The organism is Thioclava sp. PTB-PU3-1, from assembly GCF_055666785.1.
Genome location: NZ_JBVNVL010000002.1, coordinates 239,343 through 264,707, shown reverse-complemented (window position 1 = coordinate 264,707; position 25,365 = coordinate 239,343). Strand labels below are relative to the sequence as shown.

At 65.2% G+C, this 25,365-nt stretch carries 21 protein-coding genes; 7 read left to right on the top strand and 14 right to left on the bottom strand.

Annotation, left to right across the window (positions count from 1 at the left end):
* Positions 1-31 precede the first annotated feature (31 nt).
* The 3 genes from ACZ7GB_RS06770 to ACZ7GB_RS06760 all read left to right on the top strand — a co-directional run bounded on the left by ACZ7GB_RS06770 (position 32) and on the right by ACZ7GB_RS06760 (position 6,846).
* Positions 32-1,315 carry an O-acetylhomoserine aminocarboxypropyltransferase/cysteine synthase family protein gene (locus ACZ7GB_RS06770; protein ID WP_472158042.1) on the top strand — a complete coding sequence of 428 codons (1,284 nt, stop codon included), beginning with the start codon at positions 32-34 and terminating at the stop codon, positions 1,313-1,315.
* A 220-nt stretch (positions 1,316-1,535) separates the two neighbouring features.
* Positions 1,536-4,832: a hypothetical protein gene (locus ACZ7GB_RS06765; protein ID WP_472158041.1), complete on the top strand. Its 3,297-nt coding sequence runs from the start codon at positions 1,536-1,538 to the stop codon at positions 4,830-4,832.
* Between the two features lie 121 nt (positions 4,833-4,953).
* On the top strand, positions 4,954-6,846 hold the full coding sequence (locus tag ACZ7GB_RS06760) for a monovalent cation:proton antiporter-2 (CPA2) family protein (RefSeq protein WP_274961836.1): 1,893 nt from the start codon (positions 4,954-4,956) through the stop codon (positions 6,844-6,846).
* Positions 6,847-6,924: 78 nt separating this feature from the next.
* On the opposite strand, the gene ACZ7GB_RS06755 is transcribed toward ACZ7GB_RS06760, so the two are convergent.
* From ACZ7GB_RS06755 to ACZ7GB_RS06735, 5 genes are all read right to left on the bottom strand, one after another.
* Positions 6,925-7,434, bottom strand: a complete 510-nt coding sequence (locus ACZ7GB_RS06755; protein WP_075774088.1) for a CarD family transcriptional regulator — start codon at positions 7,432-7,434, stop codon at positions 6,925-6,927.
* Positions 7,435-7,754: 320 nt separating this feature from the next.
* Positions 7,755-8,093 carry a ferredoxin FdxA gene (gene fdxA, locus ACZ7GB_RS06750; RefSeq protein WP_078520521.1) on the bottom strand — a complete coding sequence of 113 codons (339 nt, stop codon included), beginning with the start codon at positions 8,091-8,093 and terminating at the stop codon, positions 7,755-7,757.
* A 101-nt stretch (positions 8,094-8,194) separates the two neighbouring features.
* The gene (locus tag ACZ7GB_RS06745; protein WP_078569913.1) at positions 8,195-8,485 is read right to left on the bottom strand and encodes an RNA-binding S4 domain-containing protein; all 291 of its coding nucleotides are present in this window, start codon (positions 8,483-8,485) and stop codon (positions 8,195-8,197) included.
* Positions 8,486-8,494: 9 nt separating this feature from the next.
* Positions 8,495-11,326, bottom strand: coding sequence for a helicase-related protein (locus ACZ7GB_RS06740; protein WP_472158040.1), 2,832 nt, complete (start codon positions 11,324-11,326; stop codon positions 8,495-8,497).
* A 19-nt stretch (positions 11,327-11,345) separates the two neighbouring features.
* Complete coding sequence (locus ACZ7GB_RS06735) at positions 11,346-11,849, bottom strand: tetratricopeptide repeat protein (protein WP_246831963.1); 504 nt, start codon at positions 11,847-11,849, stop codon at positions 11,346-11,348.
* 134 nt (positions 11,850-11,983) lie between these two features.
* On the opposite strand from ACZ7GB_RS06735, the gene ACZ7GB_RS06730 reads away from it, so the two are divergent.
* On the top strand, positions 11,984-12,271 hold the full coding sequence (locus ACZ7GB_RS06730; RefSeq protein WP_078542112.1) for an SCP2 sterol-binding domain-containing protein: 288 nt from the start codon (positions 11,984-11,986) through the stop codon (positions 12,269-12,271).
* A complete protein-coding gene (locus ACZ7GB_RS06725) occupies positions 12,271-13,254 on the top strand; it encodes an alpha/beta fold hydrolase (protein ID WP_472158039.1) in 984 nt (327 codons plus the stop codon). Before ACZ7GB_RS06730 ends, ACZ7GB_RS06725 begins: the two co-directional genes overlap by 1 nt.
* Here ACZ7GB_RS06725 and ACZ7GB_RS06720 read toward each other — a convergent pair.
* Genes ACZ7GB_RS06720 through ACZ7GB_RS06705 form a run of 4 tightly spaced genes read right to left on the bottom strand, consistent with a single transcriptional unit; the run spans position 13,235 to position 17,181 of the window.
* Entirely contained in the window at positions 13,235-13,960 is a 726-nt protein-coding gene (locus tag ACZ7GB_RS06720; RefSeq protein ID WP_078548680.1) for a proteasome-type protease, read from the bottom strand. The two genes, ACZ7GB_RS06725 and ACZ7GB_RS06720, sit on opposite strands and share 20 nt — an antisense overlap.
* Before the next feature lie 32 nt (positions 13,961-13,992).
* Complete coding sequence (locus tag ACZ7GB_RS06715) at positions 13,993-14,805, bottom strand: transglutaminase family protein (protein ID WP_078542114.1); 813 nt, start codon at positions 14,803-14,805, stop codon at positions 13,993-13,995.
* The gene (locus tag ACZ7GB_RS06710) at positions 14,802-15,764 is read right to left on the bottom strand and encodes an alpha-E domain-containing protein (RefSeq protein WP_078520529.1); all 963 of its coding nucleotides are present in this window, start codon (positions 15,762-15,764) and stop codon (positions 14,802-14,804) included. Before ACZ7GB_RS06710 ends, ACZ7GB_RS06715 begins: the two co-directional genes overlap by 4 nt.
* Before the next feature lie 4 nt (positions 15,765-15,768).
* Positions 15,769-17,181 (bottom strand): circularly permuted type 2 ATP-grasp protein, encoded by a 1,413-nt coding sequence (locus ACZ7GB_RS06705; protein ID WP_472158038.1) that lies wholly within the window; start codon positions 17,179-17,181, stop codon positions 15,769-15,771.
* A 218-nt stretch (positions 17,182-17,399) separates the two neighbouring features.
* On the opposite strand from ACZ7GB_RS06705, the gene ACZ7GB_RS06700 reads away from it, so the two are divergent.
* Positions 17,400-19,217, top strand: coding sequence for a M3 family oligoendopeptidase (locus ACZ7GB_RS06700; RefSeq protein ID WP_472158037.1), 1,818 nt, complete (start codon positions 17,400-17,402; stop codon positions 19,215-19,217).
* Between the two features lie 125 nt (positions 19,218-19,342).
* Here ACZ7GB_RS06700 and ACZ7GB_RS06695 read toward each other — a convergent pair whose 3' ends face one another.
* The 4 genes from ACZ7GB_RS06695 to lgt form a co-directional block, all read right to left on the bottom strand.
* Positions 19,343-20,137, bottom strand: coding sequence for a Hint domain-containing protein (locus tag ACZ7GB_RS06695; RefSeq protein ID WP_472158036.1), 795 nt, complete (start codon positions 20,135-20,137; stop codon positions 19,343-19,345).
* A 656-nt stretch (positions 20,138-20,793) separates the two neighbouring features.
* Positions 20,794-21,546: a peptidoglycan editing factor PgeF gene (gene pgeF, locus ACZ7GB_RS06690; protein WP_078520602.1), complete on the bottom strand. Its 753-nt coding sequence runs from the start codon at positions 21,544-21,546 to the stop codon at positions 20,794-20,796.
* Between the two features lie 25 nt (positions 21,547-21,571).
* Positions 21,572-22,654 carry a class I SAM-dependent methyltransferase gene (locus ACZ7GB_RS06685; RefSeq protein WP_472158035.1) on the bottom strand — a complete coding sequence of 361 codons (1,083 nt, stop codon included), beginning with the start codon at positions 22,652-22,654 and terminating at the stop codon, positions 21,572-21,574.
* On the bottom strand, positions 22,651-23,553 hold the full coding sequence (gene lgt / locus ACZ7GB_RS06680) for a prolipoprotein diacylglyceryl transferase (protein ID WP_472158464.1): 903 nt from the start codon (positions 23,551-23,553) through the stop codon (positions 22,651-22,653). Before lgt ends, ACZ7GB_RS06685 begins: the two co-directional genes overlap by 4 nt.
* A gap of 126 nt (positions 23,554-23,679) precedes the next feature.
* On the opposite strand from lgt, the gene ACZ7GB_RS06675 reads away from it, so the two are divergent.
* A complete protein-coding gene (locus ACZ7GB_RS06675; protein WP_078520603.1) occupies positions 23,680-23,928 on the top strand; it encodes an accessory factor UbiK family protein in 249 nt (82 codons plus the stop codon).
* A gap of 304 nt (positions 23,929-24,232) precedes the next feature.
* Here ACZ7GB_RS06675 and ACZ7GB_RS06670 read toward each other — a convergent pair whose 3' ends face one another.
* On the bottom strand, positions 24,233-25,243 hold the full coding sequence (locus ACZ7GB_RS06670) for a PhoH family protein (RefSeq protein WP_078548700.1): 1,011 nt from the start codon (positions 25,241-25,243) through the stop codon (positions 24,233-24,235).
* Positions 25,244-25,365 lie beyond the last annotated feature (122 nt).

The window sequence follows — 25,365 nt, the reverse complement described above, 5'->3', positions numbered from 1 at the left end:
CGTCTCGGCAAGAGAAGAGGAGCCCCAGACCATGTCCGACTACGCTTTCGACACCCTGCAAATTCACGCCGCCGCCGAGCCCGATCCCGCGACCGGCGCGGTGCAGGTGCCGATTTACCAGACCACATCCTACGCCTTCAAAGACGCCGACCACGCGGCGCGGCTGTTCAACCTCGAAGAAGTGGGCTTCATCTATTCGCGCCTGACCAACCCGACGGTGATGAAACTGGCCGAGCGGGTCGCGGCGCTGGAAGGTGCTGCGGGCGGGGTCACCTGTTCCTCGGGTCATGCGGCGCAGATCATGGCGCTCTTCCCGCTGATGGGACCGGGGCTGAACATCGTGGCCTCGACGCGGCTCTATGGCGGCTCGATCACCCAGTTCAGCCACACGATCAAACGCTTCGGCTGGTCCTGCACATTCGTCGATTTCGACGATCTCGAAGCGCTGGAAGCGGCGGTGGACGAGAACACCCGCGCGATCTTCTGCGAGTCGATCTCGAACCCGGGCGGCTACATCACCGACCTTCCGGCGGTGGCGAAAGTCGCCGACAAGGTCGGCCTGCCACTGATCGTCGACAACACGCTGGCCACCCCCTACCTGTGCCGCCCGATCGAGCATGGCGCGACGCTCGTCGTGCACTCGCTGACGAAATACATGACCGGCAACGGCACCGTCACCGGCGGCTGCGTCGTCGATAGCGGCAAGTTCGACTGGTCGGCGAGCGGAAAGTTCCCCTCGCTGAGCGAACCCGAACCCGCCTATCACGGGCTGAAATTCCACGAGGCGCTGGGGCCGATGGCCTTCACCTTCCACTCGATCGCGGTGGGGCTGCGCGATCTCGGCATGACGATGAACCCGCAAGGCGCGCATTACACGCTGATGGGGATCGAGACGCTGAGCCTGCGGATGGACAAGCACAACGCCAATGCCAAGGCTGTGGCCGAATGGCTCGAGAAGGATCCGCGCATCGACTACGTGACCTATGCCGGGCTGGAAAGCTCGCCGTGGCATGAGCGGATGAAGACCATCTCGCCGAAGGGCGCAGGCGGGCTGTTCACCGTCGCGGTGAAGGGCGGCTACGACGCCTGTGTGAAGCTGGTGAACAACCTCAAGCTGTTCAGCCATGTCGCGAACCTGGGCGATGCGCGCTCGCTGATCATCCACTCGGCCTCGACCACGCACCGCCAGCTGACCGAAGCGCAGCAAATCGCCGCAGGGGCCGCGCCGAACGTGGTGCGCCTGTCGATCGGCATCGAGAATGTCGACGATCTGATCGCCGATCTCGATCAGGCGCTGAGCGCCGCAACCAGCTGAAAACAAACATGGCGCGCCGCGATACCGGCGCGCCATTCAAACCACTTCTCATTGCATTTCGAACATTTCTTCCGGCGCTGCCTGCGGCTGCGCCGTCGAAACAGTGGAAAACCGGCAATTGCCCGCTCCGCCCCGGTCGCGACGCTTTTCAGAAGATCGAATCTCCTTTACGAAGATGTGAAGAGTTGGACCGGACCGCTCCGAGGCGCGCGCAGTACCCATGAAACCCGATTTTGCATTGATCCTCTCGCATGATGGCATCGCTCTGGTGCACCGCGCGAAAGAGGGCTGGACGCTTCTGGGCGAGGCCGCGCTCGAAGGCGATGACCCGATGGCCGAGGTCGCGGCCCTCCGCGACAAGGCACGGGCGCAGGCGCCGCGTGGCTTCACCTCGAAGCTCGTGCTGCCGGATTCGCAGATCCTCTACACCGCGATCTATGCGCCGGGCCCCAGCCCCGCGCAGCGCAAGACCCAGATCGAGACGGCGCTGGAGGGCATGACGCCCTACCCGGTCAGCGAGCTGGTCTATGATTTCGCAGGCCCCGGCCAGACCGTGCAGGTCGCCGTGATCGCGCGCGAGACGCTGAAAGAAGCCGAAAGCTTCGCGCAGGAAAACGGTTTCAATCCGGTCAGCTTCGTCGCCGCCCCCGAGCCCGGCGATTTCCCCGGCGAGCCGCATTTCGGCCTGACCTCCTCGGTCGCGCAGCACATCCCCGAAGGCGCGCATATCGAGCCCGACAAATCCGCATTGATCGTGGCCGTCGATCTCTCCGAGGAGGCGACCGAGGCGTCGGCGGAAACCGTGATGCCGGAGACCTCTCCCGCTGAGGCGGACGCAGCCGACACGCAAAGCGACATCACGGATCTTGCCGACGATAGCGCGGTCTCGGAAACCGAACTGGCTGAATTGAGTGCCTTGGACCAACCGACGGAGGTGGCTTCGGCGGAAGAGCCCGAGGCCACGCTGCCGGAAGAGCCGGGCGAATTCTCCGATCTGCTCGCAGCCTCTGAGGCTGAAACGGACGCGCAAGATACAGGTGCGCCCGAGGCCCCGAGCGAAGACACACCCGGCGCGGAAAGCCCCGCCGCCAAGGCAGCCGAAGCGGTCGCGGCAGGCGAAGTCGCCTCCGAGGAAACCGAGGCGACGGAGGCGGTCGAGCTCGCCGAGGCCGAGCCGAACGAAACGGCCATTGATGCCGACGACGCTGCCGTTGAGCCTTCGGACGCGTCGCTGGCCGCTGCTGGCCTTGCCGCCACCCCGGCCTTGCCCGACGCCGCAGAACCCGACGCAAAGCCCGAGGAGGCGAGCTCTAACTCGGAGGACGAAGGCCACGATACATTCGAGGATGACGACGACGATCTGCCGAAATCCGACGCCAGCGTAATCGCCGCCGCTTTCGCTTCGCGCCGGGATCACACGACAACCGTGACCGTGAACGAGACGCCCCCCCGGCTCGGCGGAGCCACCCGGCTCCACCCTCAGCCCGATCGCAGCGAGATCGCCTCGGGCAGCGCCAAGATCACGGCACCGACCCTCGATTTCGACGAGCCCGATCCGCGTTTTGAGCCGAAAACGGCTCCGAAAACCGGAGCGAAAGGGACCAAAGCTGTGGGCACCGCCGCACGCAAGGGCACCGGCGGCGCGGGCGCGCTTGGCGCGAAACCTTCGACCTCGCTGTTGCGCAAGGAGGCAAAGGACGGGCCGGATCCGAGCACCGCGACCCCGGCACCCATCGTCGAGACCTCGCAGGACAAGACGGTTTTCGGCGGCACCAAGCGCCCCACGACCGGCGGCAAGCCGCGCCATCTCGGGCTGATGCTCACCGGTGCGCTGGTGCTGGTTCTGGCGATCATCGCGCTCTGGACCACCCTGCTCGATGACCCCGCTCCCGTCGATGCACCGGCGGACGCAATCGCCGAAGCGCCTGCCCCGGATGCGAATGACGCACCCGAGCAGACCGCACTCGCACCGGCCACGCCCGACACGACCGCAGCTCCCGAAGCCGCGGAGCCGGACTCGCAGGCGCAAGCCGACGCGGCACCCGAACAGCCTGCCCTCGAGAGCGATCAGGTCGCGGCGCTCGCCCCTGCCGATGAGCAGCCCGCACCGGCGGCACAGAGCGACGAGGCCGCCACGTCCGCGACCGACGACACCGCCCCGGCGGATGAGGCGACGCCCGCCGAGACCGGCACCGAGACGGCGGCAACCGAGCAGCCCACCGATGCGCAGCCAGCCGACACGGGCATGGCAGACCAGCCCGCAGATACGCAGCCGGACACTCCCGACACCGCAGCAGACACGACCGCTGACACCGCACCGGTTTCGCAGGCAGAGGCGGCAGACCGCACCGTGGACACCCAAGCGAACGCCGCTATCAGCGAAACGGCAACCAGCGACGCCCCGCAGAGCGACACAACCGAGCCCCCGGCGAGCGACGCGCAAACTGCGACGACCGAGACGCAGCCCTCCGACCTGCCAGCCTTCACCGCGACGCCGCTCGATCCGCCAAGCGCCGAGACGCTGACGCCGGACACCCCGCCCGTCACGCCGACGGAAGACGGGGTCGAGATGCCGGGCGGCTTCACGCTGTTCGCGGGCGAGCCCGACGTCACACCGGGCTCCCGCCCCGAAGCGGTCGCGCAGGCCTATGCCGCGACGCAACCGGTCACGCCGGAAGGCACGCTGGGCGCGATCCCGTCGCTCTCGGGCTTCCGCCCGGCCAGCCGCCCCGAGGACCTTACCGGTGCCGCGCCCGCACCGGAGCAGACCGCTCCCGCCGCGCAGGCCGATCCGAACGATCAAGGCGCGCTCGACCCGGCGCTGCAGCCCAACCCCGAACTCCAGACGACGCGCCCGACGGCCCGGCCCGACGCTGTGACCGAGCTCGCCTCGACGCAGGCGCCCGCTTCGGAATCGGCCGCGGTCGCGAACCCCGAACTCGCCGCGCTGCGCCCCGAGCGTCGCCCGACCTCGATCCAGGAAGCTGTCTCCGCAGCGGTGCAGGCGCAAGACGACGCCGTCGCAGAGAACACCGATCCCTTCGCGGGCGCGACCGCTCTGGCCGTGGCGCGCTCCGCTCCCCCGCCGACCAAACCGCGCAACTTCTCGCGCTCGGTCGAGAAGGCGCTGGCCGCCGCGATAGCCGCCGAGCCCGCCCCGTCGGTCGCCGCAGCGGCTGCGCGCGCCCCGGTCGCCACTCCCGTGCCCGACCCGAGGCCCGCCGATCTCGACGAGCCCGAGCCCACCGCCGCACCGCCGCGCCTGCCGACCTCGGCCTCCGTCGCCCGTCAGGCGACCGAAGAGAACGTGATCAACCTGCGCAAGATCAACCTGATCGGGCTTTACGGCTCGTCCTCGAACCGGCGCGCACTGGTGCGGCTCTCGAATGGGCGCTTCGTGAAAGTGGGCGTGGGTGACCGGCTGGATGGCGGGCGCGTGACGCAGATCGGCTCCAACGCGCTGACCTACAAGAAAGGGTCGCGCAACCTGACGCTGAAGCTGCTGCAAGGCGGCTAACCGCGCCCGGCGCAACCATTCTTCCCCCTGCGCTCTTGCGCACGGCCCGCGCCGGACTACGCTGGGGAATAGCCGCGTCGCGCGCCTCCCTCGCGCACCCGCCCAAGGATGCAAGCCGCCAATGGAAAGCTTTCTGTTCCAAGCCACGTTCTACCTGCTCGCGATGGTCATCGCGGTGCCGCTGGCCACGCGTGCGGGCCTCGGCTCGGTGCTGGGCTATCTGATCGCGGGCATCCTGATCGGCCCCGCCACGGGACTCTCCGGCGCGGAAATGACCGACCTCCAGCACTTCGCGGAATTCGGCGTGGTGATGATGCTGTTCCTGATCGGGCTGGAACTGGAGCCGCGCGCGCTTTGGGCAATGCGCGACAAGCTGATCGGCCTTGGCGGGTTGCAGGTGCTGGTTACGATGATCCTCGTCACCGTGATCGTCATGGCGATGGGCGAGGATTTCCGCGTCTCGCTGGCGATCGGGATGACGCTGTCGCTGTCCTCGACCGCGATCGTGCTGCAGACGCTGAATGAAAAGCGGTTGATGCAGACAGCGGGCGGGCGGTCATCGTTTGCGGTGCTGCTGACGCAGGATATCGCGGTGATCCCGATGCTGGCGCTGATGCCGCTTCTGGCGCTGCCCGGCGCGCGCGCGGTGGCCAAGGCGGGGCATGGCGATCACGTCGTGGCTCGCCTTATCGACTCGCTGCCCGCCTGGGGTGTCACCGTGATCACGCTGGCCGCCGTCGCCCTCACCGTGCTGATGGGGCACTACCTCGTGCGCCCGCTCTTCCGCTTCGTGCAAGGCGCGCGGCTGCGCGAGGTGAATACCGCGATGGCCCTGCTGATCGTGGTGGGCATTGCGAGCCTGATGAACCTCGTGGGCCTCTCGCCCGCGCTCGGCACCTTCCTCGCCGGGGTCGTTCTGGCCGATAGCGAGTTCAAGCACGAGATGGAATCCGACATCGAGCCCTTCAAAGGGCTTCTGATGGGGCTGTTCTTCATCACCGTGGGCGCGGGCATCAATTTCGACGTCATCACCGCGCAGCCCGCCAATATCTTCGCGCTGGTCTTCCTGCTGGTCGCGCTGAAATCGGCGGTGCTCTATGGCCTCTCGGTGCTGTTCAAGATCCGCGGGCCGGATCGCTCGCTGTTCACCCTGAGCCTCGCACAGGCGGGGGAATTCGGCTTCGTACTGGTCTCCTTCGCGGTCGGGCAACGGATCCTGCCCAACGCGCTGGCCGAGAAGCTTCTGGTGGTGATCGCGCTGTCGATGCTGATCACGCCCTTGCTGTTCATCCTGCACGAGCAGATCGGGTTGCGGCTGCGCAAGCCCCCCGGCCCGGACCCGGACGCGATCGACGAGCAGCAGCCGATCATCATCGCGGGCGTTGGTCGCTTCGGTCAGGTGGTGAACCGTCTAGTGACGATGTCGGGAATGCGCACGACGGTTCTGGACGCCGACCTCAAGACGATCCAGCTGATGCGGACCTTCGGCTTCAAGGGCTATTTCGGGGACCCGACGCGGCCCGATCTGCTCGCCGCGGCCGGGATCAATCAGGCGCGTGTGCTGGTGGTAGCGCTGGACGGGCGCGAGAACACCACGAAACTGGTCGCCTACGCGCGCCGGATCCGGCCCGATCTGCATATCGTCGCGCGCGCCCGCGACCGGACGCATGTGTTCGACCTGTATCGAGCGGGCGCGAATGACATCGTGCGCGAGATGTTCGACAGCTCGCTGCGCGCCGGGCGCTACGTGCTGGAGAATGCGGGGCTCTCGGCCTTCGAGGCCTCGGAGCTTGAGAAGCTGTTCTTCAAGCTCGACCGGGCCGCGGTGCGCGATCTGGCGCAGGTCTGGAAGCCGGGCGTCCCGGTGGAGCAGAATCCCGATTACATCGCGCGCACGAAGGAGCTCAACGCCGAGCTGGAAGCCGCGATGATGGAGCAGTTCCGCCGCCGCGGCGAGCGCGACGAGAGCGACCGCGAGGCACCGGGCAGCGAGAAGACGGGCCCCGAAGCCTGAGCCTCCCCCTGCCCTGCGCACATGAAAAAACGCGAGGCCCGCAAGCCTCGCGTTGGAAAAGTTCCGCTATTGTCGGGATCAGGCGGCGCGGCCGACCAGAACCTCGTCGACGGTTTTCGCGGCACGCTCTTCGTCGGTGCCCGAAACGGCAGCGACTTCGCGGGTCAGACGCTCGAGTGCAGCTTCATAGAGCTGACGCTCCGAGTAGGACTGCTCGCGCTGATCGTCGCTGCGGTGCAGGTCGCGCACCACTTCAGCAATCGCGAGCAGGTCGCCCGAGTTGATCTTCTGTTCGTATTCCTGCGCGCGGCGCGACCACATCGCCCGCTTGACCTTCGCCTTGCCCTTGAGGGTCTCAAGCGCTTTGGTCACCATGTCAGGCGAGGAGAGGCTGCGCATCCCGACTTCGGTCGCCTTGTGCGTCGGCACACGCAGGGTCATCTTGTCCTTCTCGAAGGAGATCACGAAAAGCTCGAGCTTGAGCCCGGCGATTTCCTGTTCTTCAATGGACATGATTTTCCCCACACCATGCGCCGGGTAGACGACGAAATCATTGGGGCGGAATTCGGTCTTCTTGGTCTTGGTCATGCGGTTCGTTTCCTTGCAGCCGGTCACGAACCCCGGTATCCAGCGAGCATACGACGCCCACGGGGCTGAATAGCTCCGCGTTCGTCAGTCAGTCACGAGATCTCTTTTGCGGGCGAGCAGGCGACGCAAAAGGTGGGGTCGAACTCATTTTGTAACAGTAATATAGCAAAAAACGCGTGCATTTCAAAGCGCGTTACTGTCGCGCATGTGTAATATCACACGATTTCAGTGGGTTATGCGGCGCATTTTGACACTTTGCCGCAGCGTAAACCGCCCCAATTCGCTCAGAATCGGGCACATTGGTCAGAATCACCGACCCGTCAGTCGCCTTCGCCGGGCGCCTCGGAGAAATACTTCTCCAGCTTGCCACTCTCGCCGTCGTGCTTCTCGGCATCCGGCATCGGATCTTTCTTCTGGGTGATCACCGGCCAGAGTTCGGAATATTTCCGGTTGAGTTCGACCCAGGATTCCATTCCCGGCTCGGTATCCGGACGGATCGCATCGGCGGGGCATTCCGGCTCGCAGACGCCGCAATCGATGCATTCGTCAGGATGGATCACCAACGTGTTCTCCCCCTCGTAGAAGCAATCCACCGGGCAGACCTCGACGCAGTCGGTATATTTGCAGTTGATGCAGTTATCGATGACGACGTAGGTCATTGGTGAAACCCCGATTGAACAGCTTCCTGACCCGTCCTAGCGGGGGATGCCACCTCTTTCAAGAGAGAGCCCGAGCTTTTCGCTGCGGCATTCCGCACAGCTTAGCCTTCCGGTTCGAGCAATGCATAAAGCGTCTGCGCCTCGACCGCCGGACCGCGCCGGGTGCCGCAGTCCAGCACCCGCAAAACGCAGATCCGCGCGTCCTGCCCTTTTCCAAGTCTGAGCGTCAGCACATCGCCCGGCCCGATCGCCCGGCCGGGCTTGTCGATGCGCTGACCGTTGACTCGCGTCTTGCCACCCTGCACCAGCTCCTGCGCGAGGCCGCGGGTCTTACAGAACCGCGCCTGCCAGAGCCATTTGTCGATGCGGATGCGCTCGGGCGCGTCAGCCATGGCGGGTCGTTACTTCTTGTCCTTGAGGGCAGCCAGAACCGCGAAGGGGTTGTCCGGATCGACCGGCTTGTCCTTCTTCGGCGGACGGGCCTCGAAGTTGCGCGCGCCTTGCGGCTTGCCACCCTTCTTGCCCTTGTGACCGTCGCGCTTGCCATGCGGCTTGCCGCCGCCCTTGCGCTCGCCACGTTCGCCACCGGGCTTGCCGCCCTGCCCCTGTTCGCGGCGCGGCGGACGATTGCCACGCGGACGCGGCGCCCAGGTGAAGGTGTAGAACACCTCGACCTCGTCGCTAGCCACGTCACCGGCTGCCACCATGTCGCCGCCAGCCTCGGCCGCAGCCTCGGCCTCGGGATGGGTCTCGGCAGGCTGCTCGCCGCCGCCAGCCTCGGCTTTCGCCTCGTCGGCCTGCTCGGTCTTGAGCGCCTCGGCACCGGCTTGCTCTTCGGCCTTCTCGAGATCGGCGGCTTTCACCTTCGCGCGCTCGCCTTTCTCGGCCTTGTAGCCCATGCCGCCCATCAGATCGGCGAACTGGTCCAGCGTCATGCCGGTGATCGAGAGCATGTCCGGATTGGCTTCGAACCCGCCGCGGCTGTCCTGCGTGCGCAGCAGATCGGCGAGACGTTCGAGCATGTCGATGCGGATCGCCCGCGCGCCCGAGGGACGGTAGCCCGACAGGCGGTAGGTCTCGGCATCGAACGCGTCGATATTCGGGATCGTCACGAGGCCCGGAGGCGGGCTTTCGGGGAATTCATCCGCACCCGACCACAGCGAGGCCAGCACCAGCCGCAGCCGCGTCGGCGCGGGCTTGAGAAGCGCGGGCATGAAGATCGTGTATTGGCCGAAGCGCACGCCGTGCTTGCGCAGCGAGCCGCGCGCGTCCTGATCGAGATCCTTCACCTCGGCGGCGACCTGTTCGCGCGGGATGATGCCCAGCGATTCCACCATGCGGAACGCGAAGCCACGGGCGAGACCCGTCAGTTCTTCGTCACGACTCATCGCCAGAAGCGGCTCGAACAGGGCTGCGACCTTGCGGTCGATGAAATGCTGCAGACGGCGCGTGACCTTCTCGGCCACATCCGCACCCGCCTCGTCATCGACGAAAGCCTGCACGGTCGGCTTGAGGAGATCGGGCCCCTTCACCAGCTTGCCGACAGCGGTATCGCCCCACATCAGGCCGCCCTGCTCGGTGAAATCCATCTCCGTATCGGGGGCGTTGTAGAAGCGGTCCGCGCGCAGGCTGAACTCGGGCGCAAGCGCCTCGTAGGCCGCGCGGGCAAGCATCTTCGCCTCGTCGGGCGAGCCGGTCTCGTCCTGCTTGAACCGGAATCCTTCCAAACGGCCCGCGAATTCGCCTTCAACCGTCACTTCGCCCTTGTCGTTCACCTCGGCCACGAGGGTCTCCTTCTGCTTGAGCCGGCGCATCAACACAGAGGTGCGCCGGTCCACAAATCTTTGCGTCAGCGCGCCATGCAGCGCGTCCGACAGGCGGTCTTCTACAGCGCGGGTCGCCTCGCGCCAATGGCTTTCATCATCGACCCACCCTTTGCGTTGCGCAACATAGGTCCATGTGCGGATGAAGGCGAGACGACGCGAGAGCGTGTCGATATCGCCGCCCGTCCTGTCGATACGCTCGATCTGACGTGCAAGCCAGTCCGAGGGCACGCCCTTGCCCGATTGCAGGAACTCGAAGATGCGCGCCAGAAGCGTTGCATGTTCGGCCTCGGAAATCGAACGAAAATCGGGGATTCGGCAGACATCCCAGAGGAGTTGCACATCCTTTGGGCTGGTGATGCGGTCGCGGATCGCCGGATCGTCAGCCAGCACCTTGAGCGCGCGCGCATCGTCGGCCTCGCGCCCCTTGGTCAGCCATTCGCCCTCTGGCCGCGCGTCGAGCGACTGGATCAGCCGGTCCACGGTGCCGAATTCCAGCCGCGCATTGCGCCATTGCAGCCGTTGCAGCGGCGCGAAACGATGGTTCTCGACCGCTTCGATCACCTCGGGCTGCAGCGGGCGCGCCTCGCCCGTCACGCCGAACGTGCCGTCAGTGGTGTGACGACCTGCGCGGCCCGCGATCTGCGCCAGCTCATGCGGGAAAAGCGGACGCATCCGCCGCCCATCGAATTTCGAGGTGGCCGAGAACGCGACATGGTCGATATCGAGGTTGAGCCCCATCCCGATCGCATCGGTGGCGACCAGATAATCCACGTCGCCATTTTGATACATCTCGACCTGCGCGTTGCGGGTGCGAGGCGAAAGCGCCCCCATCACCACCGCGCAGCCGCCCTTCTGACGGCGGATCAGCTCCGCGATCGCATAGGTATTCTCGACCGAAAACCCGACGATGGCCGAGCGCGGCTTCATCCGGGAGATTTTCTTCGACCCGGAATAGGTCAGTTCCGAGAACCGCTCGCGCTTGGTGAATTGCACCTTCGGCACCAGCGCGGCGATTGCCCCGCGCATCGTCTCGGAGCCGAGAAACAGCGTCTCGTGCAGACCGCGCGCATGCAGCAGCCGATCGGTGAAGACATGGCCCCGCTCGGGATCGCCACAGAGCTGTATCTCGTCAATGGCAAGGAAATCCGCGCCGATCCCCGTCGGCATCGCCTCGACCGTGCAGACCCAATATTGCGTGCGTTCGGGCACGATGCGCTCTTCGCCGGTGACGAGCGCCACGACAGAGGGCCCACGCTGCGCGACGATCCGGTCATAGACCTCGCGCGCGAGCAAACGCAGCGGCAGTCCGATGACGCCGGTCCGATGCGCCAGCATCCTCTCGATTGCGTAATGGGTTTTGCCGGTATTGGTCGGCCCCAGAACGGCCGTGATCCGCCCGCCTTGCATCGCAGCTCCGTTCCAGCCCTTAGAGAGCCGTGCCCTGATGCGCCTCGTCGAGGCGCGCAATGGCGTCTTTCACATCCTGTTGATGCGGATTCAAGGCAAAAGACTTCTGATAGGCCTCAAGCGCACGCTTGTTGTCACCCATCTCTTCGAGGATCGCCCCCAACCCGGCAAGCGCGCCCCAGTGACGCGGCTCCAGCTTCAGGGTGTGCGCGATATCCACGGCCGAGGGCCCGTATAGCCCGGCCATGAAATAGGCCGTCGCCCGCCCGTTCCAGCCAGCTGCAAAATCGGGGGCATGGTCAGTCAGCGCCGTGAAATGTTCGATCGCGGCCTCGGTATCGCCCGCGTCCAGTGCGTCCTCGCCGCGCTTGAACAGCAAATCCATCGCCGCAGACCCCGAGCGCGACCACGCTCTGCGGATGTCCGCCTCGGCCCGCGACCAGCCCGGATCGTTCGGATCGGCCAACTCTTTGAAATAGGGCTCGAGCCCCGCGGTTTCGGCGCTGGCGGGGAATGCCGCCATTGTTCCCAGCATCGCCGAAAAGCAAAATGCCGTGACGACACATTTGTATCTGTCAAATCGCTGCCACATAAATCATGACTGTAATGCAATTGCCGGAGAATGCGAGAGCCCGGCCATCAAATTTGGAGGACGCGATGAGCGAGGTTATCGACAAGGCCGTTGAGGCGCTGCGGGCGAAACTGCCCGATGGGTTTTCTTCGACTGCAAAATTCGTGATCGAGGACGAAGGCTCGATCATTGCCGACGAGAACGGCGTGCGTGAAGGCGACGACGACGCAGAGGTGGTTCTGACCGCCGACCGCGAAACTTTCGAAGGCATGCTCAACGGCGATGTGAACCCCACCGCGGCCTTCATGTCCGGCAAGCTTTCGGTCGACGGCTCGATGGGCCTCGCCATGCAGCTGGGTGCGGCACTCGCCTGATGGAACGCGCCCCGCTTTTCGAAGAGATCGCGCGCGGCCCCGAGGGTGGCGCGGCCTACTGGCTGACGGCGGAAGACGGTGTGCGGATACGGTTCGCACATTGGCCTGCCCCGCCCCAACCACGCGGCACGGTCTTTCTGGGATGCGGGCGCACCGAATATGTCGAGAAATACGGCCCTGCGGCCGCGGAATTCGCGGCCCGGGGCTATGCCATGCTCGCCATCGACTGGCGCGGGCAAGGCTTGGCCGACCGGCTTTTGCCTGACGCACCCGAAAAGGGCCATGTCGGCGGCTTGCAGGACTACCAGTGGGATCTGCATGCGGTGATCGCCGCCGCGGACGAGCTGGGCCTGCCGCAACCCTGTTACATCGTGGGTCACTCGATGGGCGGCGCGATCGCGCTGCGCGCGGTGATGCACGAACACCATCGCTTCAACGCGGTTGCTTTCTCCGCACCGATGTGGGGGATCGCCACCTCGGCCCTGCTGCACCCGTTCCGGATCGTGTTGGCGAACCTGCTCGGCGAAGGTTTCCTTGCGAACAACTTTCCGCCCGGCATGAACGGCACCACTTACGTTTATCGCGACAGTTTCGAGGCGAACCGCCTGACCCGCGACCCCGAGATGTGGGCCTGGCTGGTCGAGCAGGCCGCAAAACATCCCGAACTGACGCTGGCCGGCCCGACGATCCACTGGGTCGCCGAGAGCCTGCTGGAATGCGAGGCGCTGGCAGCCCTGCCCTCCCCCGACCTGCCCTGCTATTGCGGTCTGGGCGGGGTGGAGAAGATCGTGCACACGCCCGCAGTCCATGAGCGGATGGGGCGCTGGCCGAAAGGCAAGCTGGACGTGATCCCCGGCGCCGAGCACGAATTGATGATGGAAGTTCCCGCGACGCGGAAACGCTTCTACGACGGCTGCGCCGCACTGTTCGACGCGGCGGGCGGGCTGGAGGCCCGCGAGCCGGTCAAAGCTGAATCTGCGTGAAGCTGTCGCGCAGCGCGTTCGACCAGGCTTCCGACATTTCCGCGAAATCGCTGTCGCCCGCCTCGATGCGGCGCTGGCTGGAAATCCGGCAATCGTCCTTCTTGATCACCGCCAGATCGAGCGGCATCCCCACCGAGAGATTCGAGCGCAGCGTCGAATCCATCGACAGAAGCACCGCCTTCTGAGCGTCGATCAGGTTGGTCTCGGGACGCACCACGCGATCGAGGATCGGCTTGCCGTATTTATGCTCGCCGATCTGCAGGAAGGGCGTGTCCTCGGTGGCTTCGATGAAGTTGCCTTCCGGGTAGATCAGGAACATCCGCATCTCGCCGCCCGCGCGCTGGCCCGCGACGATCATCGAGGCCGAGGTCGAGACCCGCTCGGCATCCATCCGGCTCGTGATGTCCTTGCGCACGCCCGCCATCGTGTTGCCGATAATCTCGGCCACTTTCAGCATGGTAGGCGCTTCCATGATCGAGCTGTCGCCCGTCGCGTCGCTCGCATCCGCCGCTTCGCGCAACCGCGCCAGCGTCGTTTGCGTCACCGAGAGCGAGCCCGCGGTCATGATCGCGATGACCCGTTCGCCGGGTTCCTCGAAGGTGAACATCTTGCGATAGGTCGCGATGTTGTCGAGCCCGCCGTTGGTCCGCGTGTCCGACAGCAGCACCATCCCCTCGTTCAGCAAGAGGCCTACGCAATAGGTCATGTTCGTTCCCTGATCCCTGACAAGCGCGCAATCTATTGCTGGACTTGGTCCAAGGCAACTGTGACGTGCAGTCGCTCCTCACCCGAGCCTTGGGTGATGCCACGGATCGGCGCGGCTTCGCGCGCATCGAGCCCGGAGCCGAGGCGGATATAGCGCTCGTCGGGGCAGCATTTGTTCGCCGGGTCGAAGCCGATCCAGCCGATCCCTGCGACCCAAATCTCGCCCCAGGCATGGGCGGCCTCGTGGGGTGTGCCGTCATCGGTCGCGAAGAGGTAGCCCGAGACATAGCGCGCGGGCAGATCGACGCAGCGGGCGACAGCGACCAGCGCGTGGGCGTGGTCCTGACAGACCCCCTCGCCCTGCGCCAGCGCCTCGGCGGCGGTGGTGTGCGAATGGGTGGCACCCGGCTTGTAGGCGATCGCCTCGGAGATCGCAGCGCTCAGGCGATGCGCCCGGTTGAGATCTTCCGTGGCCCCTGCAACGGCCTCTTCCGCCAGTGCCGCCAGACTGTCGTCGATCCAGGTCGCGACGGTCTCGCGCAAGTACGCCATCGGATGCACCAGCTCGCGGTGACCGCGCAGCACGCCCGAGGTGTCGAAGGTCTCGACCTGGCCTTTCACGGTGATCGCGACCTCGTCGACCGGCGGACGGATCGACCAGCCCTCGACCCGGTCGCCCGCGCCGTCGCGGAACGATCCACCCCGGAGACCGCCTTCGACCGAGACGTCCCATTCGATCACACGCTGGCCCTCGAAGCGCGAGGGGAACATGCGCAAAGATTGCACCGCAGCGCCCATCGGCGCGTCGTAATCATAAGTGGTGACATGGTTGACGGTGAGGATCATCGCGCATCTCCCGACAAGTAGGTTTGCTGAACGAGCGCGGTAAGCTGCCCGACCTCGCCGATGAAGCGGGTGAGGAACTCATGCAGGCCTTCGTCGATAATTTCGGCGACCTGCGTCTGGTTCAGCTCGGTCATGATCGCCTTGGCGCGCATCTGCGGCAGGCCGGTGCCCGGCTCGACCTCGTAGAAGCTTTCGAGATTGTCGAGATGGTGCATCGCCTTGCGCGTGGCCGAAATCAGCGAGCGCGGACTGGCCGGGTTGAGGATCAGGAAATGCATGATCTTCGACGCCGTCAGCTCGCCGCCATAGGCCCAGTGGAAGGCCCGGTAGGATTGCAGCGCGCGCAGCAGCACCTGCCATTGGTAGTTGTCGAGGCCGGAGCCCACCATCTCCACCGAGGGCAGCAGCACGAAGTACTTCACGTCGATCAGACGCGCAGTGTTGTCCGCCCGCTCCAGCGCATAGCCGAGGTTCATGAAGAAGAACCCGTCATTGCGCAGCATCGTGCCGTCCATCGCCCCGCGCAGCAGCGCCGATTGTCGGGCCACCCATTCGCACAGCTCGGTAATCTCCCATTCAGAGCGCGGCTGACGCTCGATCTGGCGGATTTCCTGAAACGCGGTGTTGAGCGTGTCCCAGACCTGACCGGTGATCGCCGTGCGCACGATGCGGGCGTTTTCCCGTGCCCGCTCGATGCAGGACACCACCGAGGACGGGTTGTCGCGGTCGAAGAACAGGTAGCTCTCTATATTGCGCTGCACCGGGTCGCCGTATTTCTCGGAAAAACCGTCGGCGGTGCCCGAGGCTTGCAGGAGGCTCTCCCATTCCGAGCGGTAGCCATGCCCGGTCGAGGGCGTCAGCGCGATCCGCGCGCCGACCTCCAGAAGCCGTGCCATCGTCTCCGCGCGCTCCATGTAGCGCGCGACCCAGAACAGGTTTTCAGCGGTTCTACTCAGCATCCGATCACTCCGCCAAAACCCAGGTGTCTTTCACGCCCCCGCCCTGCGAGGAGTTCACGACGAGCGACCCTTCGGTCAGCGCGACGCGGGTCAGCCCGCCGGGGACCAGCTCGACCTTCTCGCCGACGAGGCAATAGGGCCGCAGATCGACATGGCGCGGGGCTACACCCTCTTCCACGAAAGTCGGCGTGGTCGACAGCGCCAGCGTCGGCTGGGCGATGTAGTTCTCGGGATTGTCCTCGATCTTGTGGCGGAAACTCTCGATCTGCTCCTTGGTCGATTTCGGACCGACGAGCATCCCGTAACCGCCCGAGCCGTGAACTTCCTTCACCACCAATTCGGAGAGGTTTTCGAGAACGTATTTGCAGTCGTCCTTCTTGGCGCATTGCCAGGTCGGCACGTTTTCCAGAAGCGGCTCTTCGCCCAGATAGAAGCGCACCATTTCCGGCACGAAGGTGTAGATCGCCTTGTCGTCGGCCACGCCGGCCCCGGGCGCCGAGCAGATCGAAACGCCGCCCGAGCGGTAGACATCCATCAGCCCCGGAATGCCCAGCATCGAATCCGGGCGGAAGCAGAGCGGGTCGAGGAATGCGTCGTCGATCCGGCGATAGATCACGTCGAGCTTCTTCGGGCCTTCCGTCGTGCGCATCCAGCAGAAGCCGCCCTCGCAGAACAGGTCCGGCCCTTCCACCAGCTCGACGCCCATCAGGTCGGCGAGGAAGGAATGCTCGTAATAGGCCGAGTTGAAATGGCCCGGCGTGAGGATCGCGACCGTCGGCTCGCCCTCGCATTTCGTCGGCGCGACCGAGGCCAAGGTGCGGCGCAACGCATCCGAATAGCCATCCACCGGCTCGATCCGGTTCTCGCGGAACAGCTGCGGGAACATCCGCATCATGATCTCGCGATTCTCCAGCATGTAGGAGACGCCCGACGGGGTGCGGCAGTTATCTTCGAGCACGTAGAACTGATCGGGTCCGGTGCGCACGAGATCGACCCCAACGATATGGCTGTAGATGCCACGCGGAGGGATGAAGCCCGACACCGCGCGTTCGTAAGCGTCGTTCTGATAGACCAGCCGCGCGGGGATTCGCCCCGCCCGCACGATCTCGCCGCGCCCGTAGACGTCGAGGAGAAAGGCGTTGAGCGCCCGGGCGCGCTGCTTGATGCCACGCTCCAGCTTGCGCCATTCGGGTTGGGTGAAGACGCGCGGGAACATGTCGAAGGGAATCAGACGGTCCGGATCGCCGCCCTCGCCATAGACGGCGAAAGTGATGCCGATCCTGCGAAACAGCGCCTCCGCCTCGGCTTGCTTCATCGCGCGCAACTCGGACGGCATTTCGCGCATCCAGCCGTCGAGTCCACTATAGGGCTGACGCACTTGGCCGCCGTCGAACATCTCGTTGAAATACTCTGTCATCGCGCCGGTTAAGTCCCCCTAGTCTTTTATTTATGTCTAGGCCCTGTACCTCGCGAGTAAAAGGCGATGGCCAATGTTATGCAACGCGCCGCGTCAGGGAAAAGTTCATTTCATAGCATCTGCTGAAAAATTGTGCGGCGCCGAGCGACCCCGCGCCCTTGTCAGGGCGGCGCCCCTGCCCCTATCTGGAAAGCAACCGATCAGACACGAGGAACCTCATGACGCTCACACCCCGCCGCCCCGTTTTCGATGCGAATTCAAATGCAGGGGCGTTCGGCGATCTGCCCGAATGGGATCTGAGCGATCTCTACCCCGCTCCCGACGCGCCGGAACTGACCAAGGACATGGCATGGCTGGAAAAAGCCTGCGCCGAGTTCGCCGCCGATTATGAAGGCAAACTGGCCGATCTTGATGCCGCGGGCATGGCCAACTGCATCAAGCGCTACGAGGAAATCGACGAGAAAGCGGGCCGCGTGATGTCCTATACGGGCCTGCGCTATTACCAGAACACGACCGACCCGGCGCGGGTGAAGCTGCTGTCCGACGCGCAGGACAAGATCACCACCTACACCACGCCGCTCGTCTTCTTCAGCCTCGAATTCAACCGCATCCCGGACGAGACCTACGAGGGCGTCTTCGCCGATTCGAAGGTCGCCCGCTACAAGCCGGTGTTCGACCGGATGCGCGCGATGAAGCCCTATCAGCTCTCCGACGAGCTGGAGAAATTCCTGCACGACCAGTCGGTCGTCGGCGCCGCCGCGTGGAACCGTCTCTTCGACGAGACCACCGCCGCGCTGGAATTCGAGGTGCAGGGCGAAAAGCTGAGCCTCGAGGCCACCACCACCCTTCTCTCCGACCACAATCGCGAAAAGCGCGAAGCGGCGGCGAAAGAGCTGGCGAATGTGTTCGGCGAGAACATCCGCACCTTCTCGCGCATCCACAATACGCTGGCGAAGGAAAAGGAAATCGAGGATCGCTGGCGCAAGATGCCGACGCCGCAGACCGGTCGCCACCTGTCGAACGACGTGGAGCCGGAAGTCGTGCAGGCGCTGCGCGACGCCGTGGTCGCAGCCTACCCGCGCCTGTCGCATCGCTACTACAAGCTGAAGGCAAAATGGCTCGGCCTCGACACGCTGCAGATCTGGGACCGCAACGCGCCGCTCCCCACCGAGGCCCCGCGCGACATCATGTGGGACGAGGCGAAGGACACCGTGCTCGACGCCTATTCCGGCTTCGATCCGCGCATGGCCGACATCGCACAGCCCTTCTTCGACAAAGGCTGGATCGATGCGGGCGTGAAGCCGGGCAAGGCACCGGGCGCCTTCGCGCATCCGACCGTGACCACCGTCCACCCCTACGTGATGCTGAACTACCTCGGCAAACCGCGCGACGTGATGACGCTGGCGCATGAGCTAGGCCACGGCGTCCACCAGGTGCTGGCCGCGAAACAGGGCGAGATGCTGGCCAACACGCCGCTGACGCTGGCCGAAACGGCCTCGGTCTTCGGCGAGATGCTGACCTTCCGCAAGCTGCTGGCTGCCGCGAAAACCAAGGAAGAGCGCAAGACGCTTCTGGCCGGCAAGGTCGAGGACATGATCAACACGGTCGTCCGTCAGATCGCCTTCTACGATTTCGAGTGCAAGCTGCATGCAGCCCGCGCCGAAGGGGAGCTGACGCCCGAGGATATCAACGCGCTGTGGATGTCGGTGCAGGGCGAAAGCCTCGGCCCGGCATTCGAGTTCATGGACGGCTATGAGACCTTCTGGTCCTACATCCCGCACTTCGTCCACTCGCCCTTCTACGTCTATGCCTACGCCTTCGGCGACGGTCTGGTGAACGCGCTCTACGCCGCCTACGAGGCCGCGCCCGAGGGCTTCCAGGACAAGTATTTCGCGATGCTGGAAGCGGGTGGCTCGATGCACCACAAGGAGCTGCTCGCGCCCTTCGGCCTCGACGCGTCCGACCCGGCCTTCTGGGACAAGGGCCTGTCGATGATCGAAGGTTTCATCGACGAGTTGGAGGCGATGGAGGAGTAATCCTCCCGCCCCGTTCTGAAAACGAAAAAACGCCGCGCGAGGTTCTCAACGCGCGGCGTTTCCGTGACCGGCTCCCCACAAGCACTGTCAACTCCAACCGGAACCTTTACCCCTGAAGGCCCCGATCAGATTAGCATTTCTTCGACCTCGAACCGGGTCAGTCGCGGCGCGGCGAGCGGGCCGAACTCGCGCAGTTTGTCCATCTGCGGAAACAGCGCGAGGAAAAGCTCGGCCATCCGCGGGTCGATCATCCGCTCGAACCCTTCGCCGGGATGGAAGCTCTCGACCTCCATGCCGCCGACCTTGAGTGAGCCGTGCTGCTCGAGCACCAGATGATAGGCGGAGACCGGCGAGATCGGCGTGACCTCGATGACACTCACCCCATCGACGAAGGCCGCGATCGGCGCATAGGCCGCCTCGATGCCCAGACGCCCGCGCAGCCGGGCATCGCGCAGGCAGATCCGCGCATGCGGACCCAGCACCAGATCCTGCGACGGGCGGCCGTGTCCGAAGGCTTCGGCAGTCACGCGGATCATCCGCGCGGCCACGTCCTTCGCCGCCGGGAACATCGTCATCGAGCCTTTCCAGGTGACGGTCTCGACGCGCTCGTCGGCGGTCAGAACCCGCATCCCGGGCACCAGATCCTCAACCGAGACCGGGCCTTCCTCGGTCGCGATCACGGCACCGCGCGCCAAGGCGGAGAACGCTTCCTCGAACAGCGGAATCGCCGGGGCGACGCGGGATGTTTCTTCGATGAAGCCGTTCGCCTCCAGCCACCACGCGGCATAGCGGCGGGTCATCGCAGAGGCGCGCAGGGCGCGTTTCGGCGCATTCGGACTCGCACGCAAAGGGCGCGGCAGAGGCGGTTCGGTTTCGGTGGGACGTAGCGCGGCAGCTGCCGTCCGGTGGGGTAGATTCATGCGATAGGCCTTTCGGTCTTCTCACGGCTGCATCGGCCCCCACCGGTTGCAGAGAGACGCTCACAACATGGCTAAAACGTGCGAGGCCGTCAAATTATTGACGCGATTGTCTCGCGATCGCCAAGCAGTCAGCCCCTGCCCTTACGGCACGTTTCTCCACCGCGCACAAACGGCCACAGTCTCACCACATTCGAAACGAATCACCCGCCCCCAGAGACACTGGAGACGGGTGATGAAAATGGCCGGGCGTGGCAGCGCCCGGCCAGGTCTCGCATTGCGATCAGCATGACCAATTACGATCGCCGCGCGAGAAGGGAGGTCACTGTGCGGCGCTGACCCGGCGCGTTGCAGACGCCACAGGGCGGCCGGCCTGCGAAGGGCGCGCCTTGCGTGCCCAGGGCATCCGCGTGTCGCAGTCGCGAGCGGAGGCCACGGCAGCTTTCATCCAGCGGCGGGTCGGTTGAGATTTGTTCATATCTTTGTCCCCTCGTCTCGAGATCGTTTTCGATCCGGTTCGGGACTGTTCTGCCCGCGCAATGGGGCCAGCATGGGGCGGGAGTTGGATTTTTTCGCGCAAGGAAACGAAGGAATGCGGCAAGGTCGATTGTTTCAGCGACTCCGCCAGCCCAGCGTAGCGCGCTGCCCGCGCGTCCGGATCAGAGCCGGATCGCCGAGAGCAGACGCCCGTAATCGGCCTCGCCCGCATGGGTCGTGCGGCGATAGGAATAGAAGCGCTCGGGCTCCTGATAGGTGCAGCGGCGCATCCATTCCGCCTCGCCGACACCCGCCTCGCGCAGCCGGTGCAGCGAGAAGCTCGGCAGATCGAAATGCGGCTTGCCCGAGGGGCCGGGCGAGAAGAACCGGCTGTAGTCCATGTCCTCCATCAGGAACTGCTCCATGAAGTCTTCGCCGACCTCGTAGGAATGGACCGAGATGCACGGCCCGATCACCGCGGTGATGTTCTCGCGATGCGCACCCAAGCGCTCCATCGCGTCGAGCGTGTTCTCCAGCACACCCTCCATCGCGCCGCGCCAGCCCGCATGAGCCGCGCCGATCACGCCCGCTTTCGGGTCGGAGAACAGCACCGGCTGGCAGTCGGCGGTCAGGATCGAGATCGCGATGCCCGGCACCTTGGTCACGGCCGCATCGGCGCGCGGCGGCGGATCGGTGATCTCCTCGATCACCGCGACATCGGGCGAATGCACCTGATTGACGCCTTGCAGCGCGTTCAGCTCCACGCCCATCGCATCGGCCGCACGGGCGCGATTGGTGCGCACCGCCTCGCTTTGATCCGACGAGCCGGGACCGCAATTGAGCCCCGCGAAAATACCCGAGGACGCGCCGCCTTTGCGTGTGAAGAACCCGTGCTTCACGGTTCCCAAGGCGGGTGAGGTCAGAATTTCGAGCATCGTCGACATCGCGTTCCTCAATAGCTCAGACGGTCTTCGGATCGAACCCCGGCGGCAGCGGCGCGTTCGGTGCGACGAGGGCCAGAGCTTGGAACAGGTGACCCATTTCCTCGGGGTGGGTCAAGCGGCGATGCGCGGCGATATGGGTCTCGCGCGCGGCCCCCGATAACGCCTGCGCGAGGCGCTGCGCCCGTGCCGTGATGCCGAGCCGCTCCAGCAGAACGCCCTGCGCGGTCATGCCCGAGACGACGGCCCCCGCGTCTTGCGCGGCCTGCGCCAGAGGCTCGAAATCGACATGGGCGGTCAGGTCCGCCTCGCCGGGCTGTGCGAAAGGATCGACGGGCTCATGCGCCCTGAGTGCCTGAAACGTGTCGCCCTTGGAATGCCAGTTGCCATAGTCGATCAGCAGCGCCGCGCCGCCTTGGCGCGCGATCCGGCGCGCCAGCGTCTCGGTGAAGTTCACAGCAGCCGCACAGGTTTCGACCACATCGCCCGGCACGGTGTCGGCGATGCGCCCTTCCAGCGCCTCGAGGCGCGACGGCGGCGCAAGGCCGGGCGTCAGATTGCCGTCGTCGGACAGCCCCACCTGCCGCTCGGCCCAGCCGTCGCCGTCCCGCTGGAACTGCCGGATCGGCAACGCGTCGAGAAACTCGTTCGCAACGAAAAAAATCGGCCTCTCGGGCAGGCCGTCGATCGTCTCGTGCCACGTGACGTGATGCGGCGCGAGCGCCTCGCGCTGGATCTCGCGCAAGGTGGGCGAGGCCTCAATCAGATGGACCTGTGCGGCCTCCATCATCCCCGGCACCGCCTTCATCGCGCGCAGCATATCGGCCATCAGCGTGCCACGCCCCGGCCCGGCCTCGGCCAGCACGAAGGGCGCGGGCCGACCCTGATCGAGCCACGCCTGCGCCAGACACAGGCCCAGCATCTCGCCGAACATCTGGGAAATCTCCGGCGCGGTGATGAAATCGCCAGCCCGCCCGAACGGATCACGGGTGGCGTAATAGCCATGCTCGGGATGCAGCAGGCAGGCGCTCATATAGCGGTCGAGCCGCATCGGCCCTTCTGCCGCGATCTGCGCGGCAAGGATGTCGCCGAGCGGGGTCACGAGGCTTTCGGCGCGCGCAACGCGCGGATCACGAAATACAGCCCCACCGCGATCATCGGCAGCGACAGCACCTGCCCCATCGTCAGACCCCAGCCATCGGTGAAGCGGATCACGTGGCCATAGGGATTGCCGAGGGTCACGAATTGCGGATCACCCTGCCGGAACAGCTCGACGAATGCGCGCGCGGCGCCATAGCCCATCAGGAACACGCCGAGGCTCAGGCCCGGGCGCTTCAGCGAGCGACCGAACCACACCATGCTCCAGAGGATCAGGCCCAGCAGCAGCCCCTCCAGCCCCGCCTCGTAGAGCTGCGAGGGATGGCGCGCGCAGGTGCCATCCACCTGCCCCGCGATCCCGAGGCAGGTCTGCGCCAGCTCACCGGGGAAGATCACGCCCCACGGCACATCCGTGGGCCGCCCCCAAAGCTCCGGCTTGATGAAATTCGCGATCCGCCCGAGGAACAGCCCGATCGGCGCGACCAGCGCCATCGCATCGGCCAGTTGCAGCTTGGGCACGTCATGGCGGCGCGCGAACCACCAGCCCGCGAGCAGCGTGCCCAGAAAGCCCCCGTGGAAGGACATGCCGCCCTGCCAGACCTTCACGATTTCGAGCGGATGCGCCAGATACCAAGCCGGTTCATAGAACAGGATGAAGCCAAGCCGCCCGCCCAGCACCACGCCGATGATCACCGCCGTCAGCAGGTCCTCGACCTTGCCGTGCTCCATCGGCGAGCGATTGTCCGGCCAGAGCGTATCGCGCTTCATAAGCGCCACGATGATCTGCCAGCCCGCGATCAGCCCCGCGATATAGGCCAGCGCATACCAGCGGATCGGCAGGCCGAGACCGGGGATCGTGATGGCGACCGGATCGAAATCGGGGAAGGGAATGGCGAGAGGCAGCAAGGCGGTCTCCTGTCAGAAATCGCCGCGAGAAAGCCCTGCGCGGGCCGGGAAGTCAACCTTGCCAGCGGGACCGCCGCGGCCCATATAGACAGGGAAGCAAAAATTGACCGCAAGGGGATGCCGATGCAGCCGCCCAACAAGATGTTCGACGAAATGTCCAAGCTGATGACCAACGCGATGGGCGTGGCCCAAGGCGCGAAGGACGAGGCCGAGACGGCGATGAAAAGCTGGATGGACCGCTGGCTGGCCGACCGCGACCTCGTGACCCGCGAGGAGTTCGACGCGGTGCGTGCGATGGCACAGAAAGCGCGCGAGGAAAACGAAGCGCTGAAGGCCCGCATCGAGGCGCTCGAAGGCAAGTCCGAGAGCTGAGCTCTTCGCGATGGAATTTGAAAACGCCCGGTCCGAATGGCCGGGCGTTTTTTGTTAAAGCCGCCCTCTTAGCACGGGGCGACCAGCCCCGGGCCGCGCCCGCCCCTCCCCCGGGAGGGCGCATTGGCGATGTCGTCGCGGGCACAGATGACTTACGGGCTTGCGAGGATAAACCGCTAAACCACGAGCGGATCGAAGCGCCCACCCAAGGCTCGGGCGCGTCCCTTCCGTGCTCCCACCGGCAAACCAAAATGCCCGCGCCGAGGCGCGGGCAGATTGAAACTCCGTCGAAAGCCTCGCGGCCTTACTCGCCTTCCGCCTTGTCATAGGCGTCGATGATCTTCGCGACCATCGGGTGACGCACCACGTCTTTCGCGGTGAAGTAGTTGAAGCTGATCCCCTCGACATGGCCGAGGATGCGCTCTGCATCCTGAAGGCCCGAGGGCATCCCGCGCGGCAGGTCCACCTGAGAGCGGTCGCCGGTGATCACCATCCGCGAGCCTTGGCCCAGACGGGTCAGGAACATCTTCATCTGCATGGTCGAGGCGTTCTGCGCCTCATCGAGCACCACGAAGGCGTTCGACAGCGTGCGGCCGCGCATGAAGGCGAGCGGCGCGATCTCGATCCGCTTCTCCTCCAGCAGTTTTGCGAGCTGCTTGGCCGGCAGGAAGTCGTTCAGCGCGTCATAGAGCGGCTGCATGTAGGGATCGACTTTGTCTTTCATGTCGCCGGGCAGGAAGCCCAGACGCTCGCCCGCCTCGACGGCCGGACGCGACAGGATGATCTTGTCCACATGACCACCGATCAGCATGGTCACACCCACAGCCACCGCGAGATAGGTCTTGCCGGTGCCCGCAGGCCCGATCCCGAAGGCCAGCTCGTGCTCGAAGAGATGCTTCACATAGGCCTTCTGCGCCTCGGTACGCGGCTCGACCTGCTTCTTGCGGGTGCGGATCTCGAACTTGCCCGCCTCGAACATTTCGAGCTGCTCGTCGACCGTAGTCCCGGTGCCGCCCAGGTCGGCCATGCGCAGCGCCGCATCCACCTCTTCGGCGTCGATCGGCTTGTTCTGTTCAAGGCGTTGATACAGCTGATGCAGCACGGCGGCGGCTTGCGATTGCGCTTCGGGCTCGCCCACCACGGCCAGTTGGTTGCCGCGCCGCAGGATATGAACCTGAAGCTTGTGCTCTATCTGGGCCAGATTGCGGTCGAATTCACCGCAAAGATCGATCAGCAGCCGGTTGTTGGGGAACTCAAGAAGCGTCTCGTGAGCATCCTGAGAGCGAGGCGGGGGTGTGATCGCGCTGAAGCCCAAATACAGAGTCTCCTTAGCTGGTTTGGTAAAGATATGGTGCCTGCCTCGGGGGATTCACGCAAGCACTGGTTTCCCGCCCTCCTAGGCGCGGCAGCAAATTTCATCAAACTGAAACCAAAAAA

Coding starts and splice junctions, on each gene's coding strand:
- ACZ7GB_RS06695 (WP_472158036.1), bottom strand. CDS start 20,137: ATGAATCTACCCCACCGGACGGCAGCTGCCGCGCTACGTCCCACCGAA.
- ACZ7GB_RS06760 (WP_274961836.1), top strand. CDS start 4,954: ATGGAAAGCTTTCTGTTCCAAGCCACGTTCTACCTGCTCGCGATGGTC.
- ACZ7GB_RS06730 (WP_078542112.1), top strand. CDS start 11,984: ATGAGCGAGGTTATCGACAAGGCCGTTGAGGCGCTGCGGGCGAAACTG.
- ACZ7GB_RS06710 (WP_078520529.1), bottom strand. CDS start 15,764: ATGCTGAGTAGAACCGCTGAAAACCTGTTCTGGGTCGCGCGCTACATG.
- ACZ7GB_RS06755 (WP_075774088.1), bottom strand. CDS start 7,434: ATGACCAAGACCAAGAAGACCGAATTCCGCCCCAATGATTTCGTCGTC.
- ACZ7GB_RS06720 (WP_078548680.1), bottom strand. CDS start 13,960: ATGACCTATTGCGTAGGCCTCTTGCTGAACGAGGGGATGGTGCTGCTG.
- ACZ7GB_RS06725 (WP_472158039.1), top strand. CDS start 12,271: ATGGAACGCGCCCCGCTTTTCGAAGAGATCGCGCGCGGCCCCGAGGGT.
- ACZ7GB_RS06765 (WP_472158041.1), top strand. CDS start 1,536: ATGAAACCCGATTTTGCATTGATCCTCTCGCATGATGGCATCGCTCTG.
- ACZ7GB_RS06735 (WP_246831963.1), bottom strand. CDS start 11,849: ATGGCGGCATTCCCCGCCAGCGCCGAAACCGCGGGGCTCGAGCCCTAT.
- pgeF (WP_078520602.1), bottom strand. CDS start 21,546: ATGCTCGAAATTCTGACCTCACCCGCCTTGGGAACCGTGAAGCACGGG.
- ACZ7GB_RS06700 (WP_472158037.1), top strand. CDS start 17,400: ATGACGCTCACACCCCGCCGCCCCGTTTTCGATGCGAATTCAAATGCA.
- ACZ7GB_RS06715 (WP_078542114.1), bottom strand. CDS start 14,805: ATGATCCTCACCGTCAACCATGTCACCACTTATGATTACGACGCGCCG.
- ACZ7GB_RS06740 (WP_472158040.1), bottom strand. CDS start 11,326: ATGCAAGGCGGGCGGATCACGGCCGTTCTGGGGCCGACCAATACCGGC.
- fdxA (WP_078520521.1), bottom strand. CDS start 8,093: ATGACCTACGTCGTCATCGATAACTGCATCAACTGCAAATATACCGAC.
- ACZ7GB_RS06705 (WP_472158038.1), bottom strand. CDS start 17,181: ATGACAGAGTATTTCAACGAGATGTTCGACGGCGGCCAAGTGCGTCAG.
- ACZ7GB_RS06675 (WP_078520603.1), top strand. CDS start 23,680: ATGCAGCCGCCCAACAAGATGTTCGACGAAATGTCCAAGCTGATGACC.
- ACZ7GB_RS06770 (WP_472158042.1), top strand. CDS start 32: ATGTCCGACTACGCTTTCGACACCCTGCAAATTCACGCCGCCGCCGAG.
- ACZ7GB_RS06745 (WP_078569913.1), bottom strand. CDS start 8,485: ATGGCTGACGCGCCCGAGCGCATCCGCATCGACAAATGGCTCTGGCAG.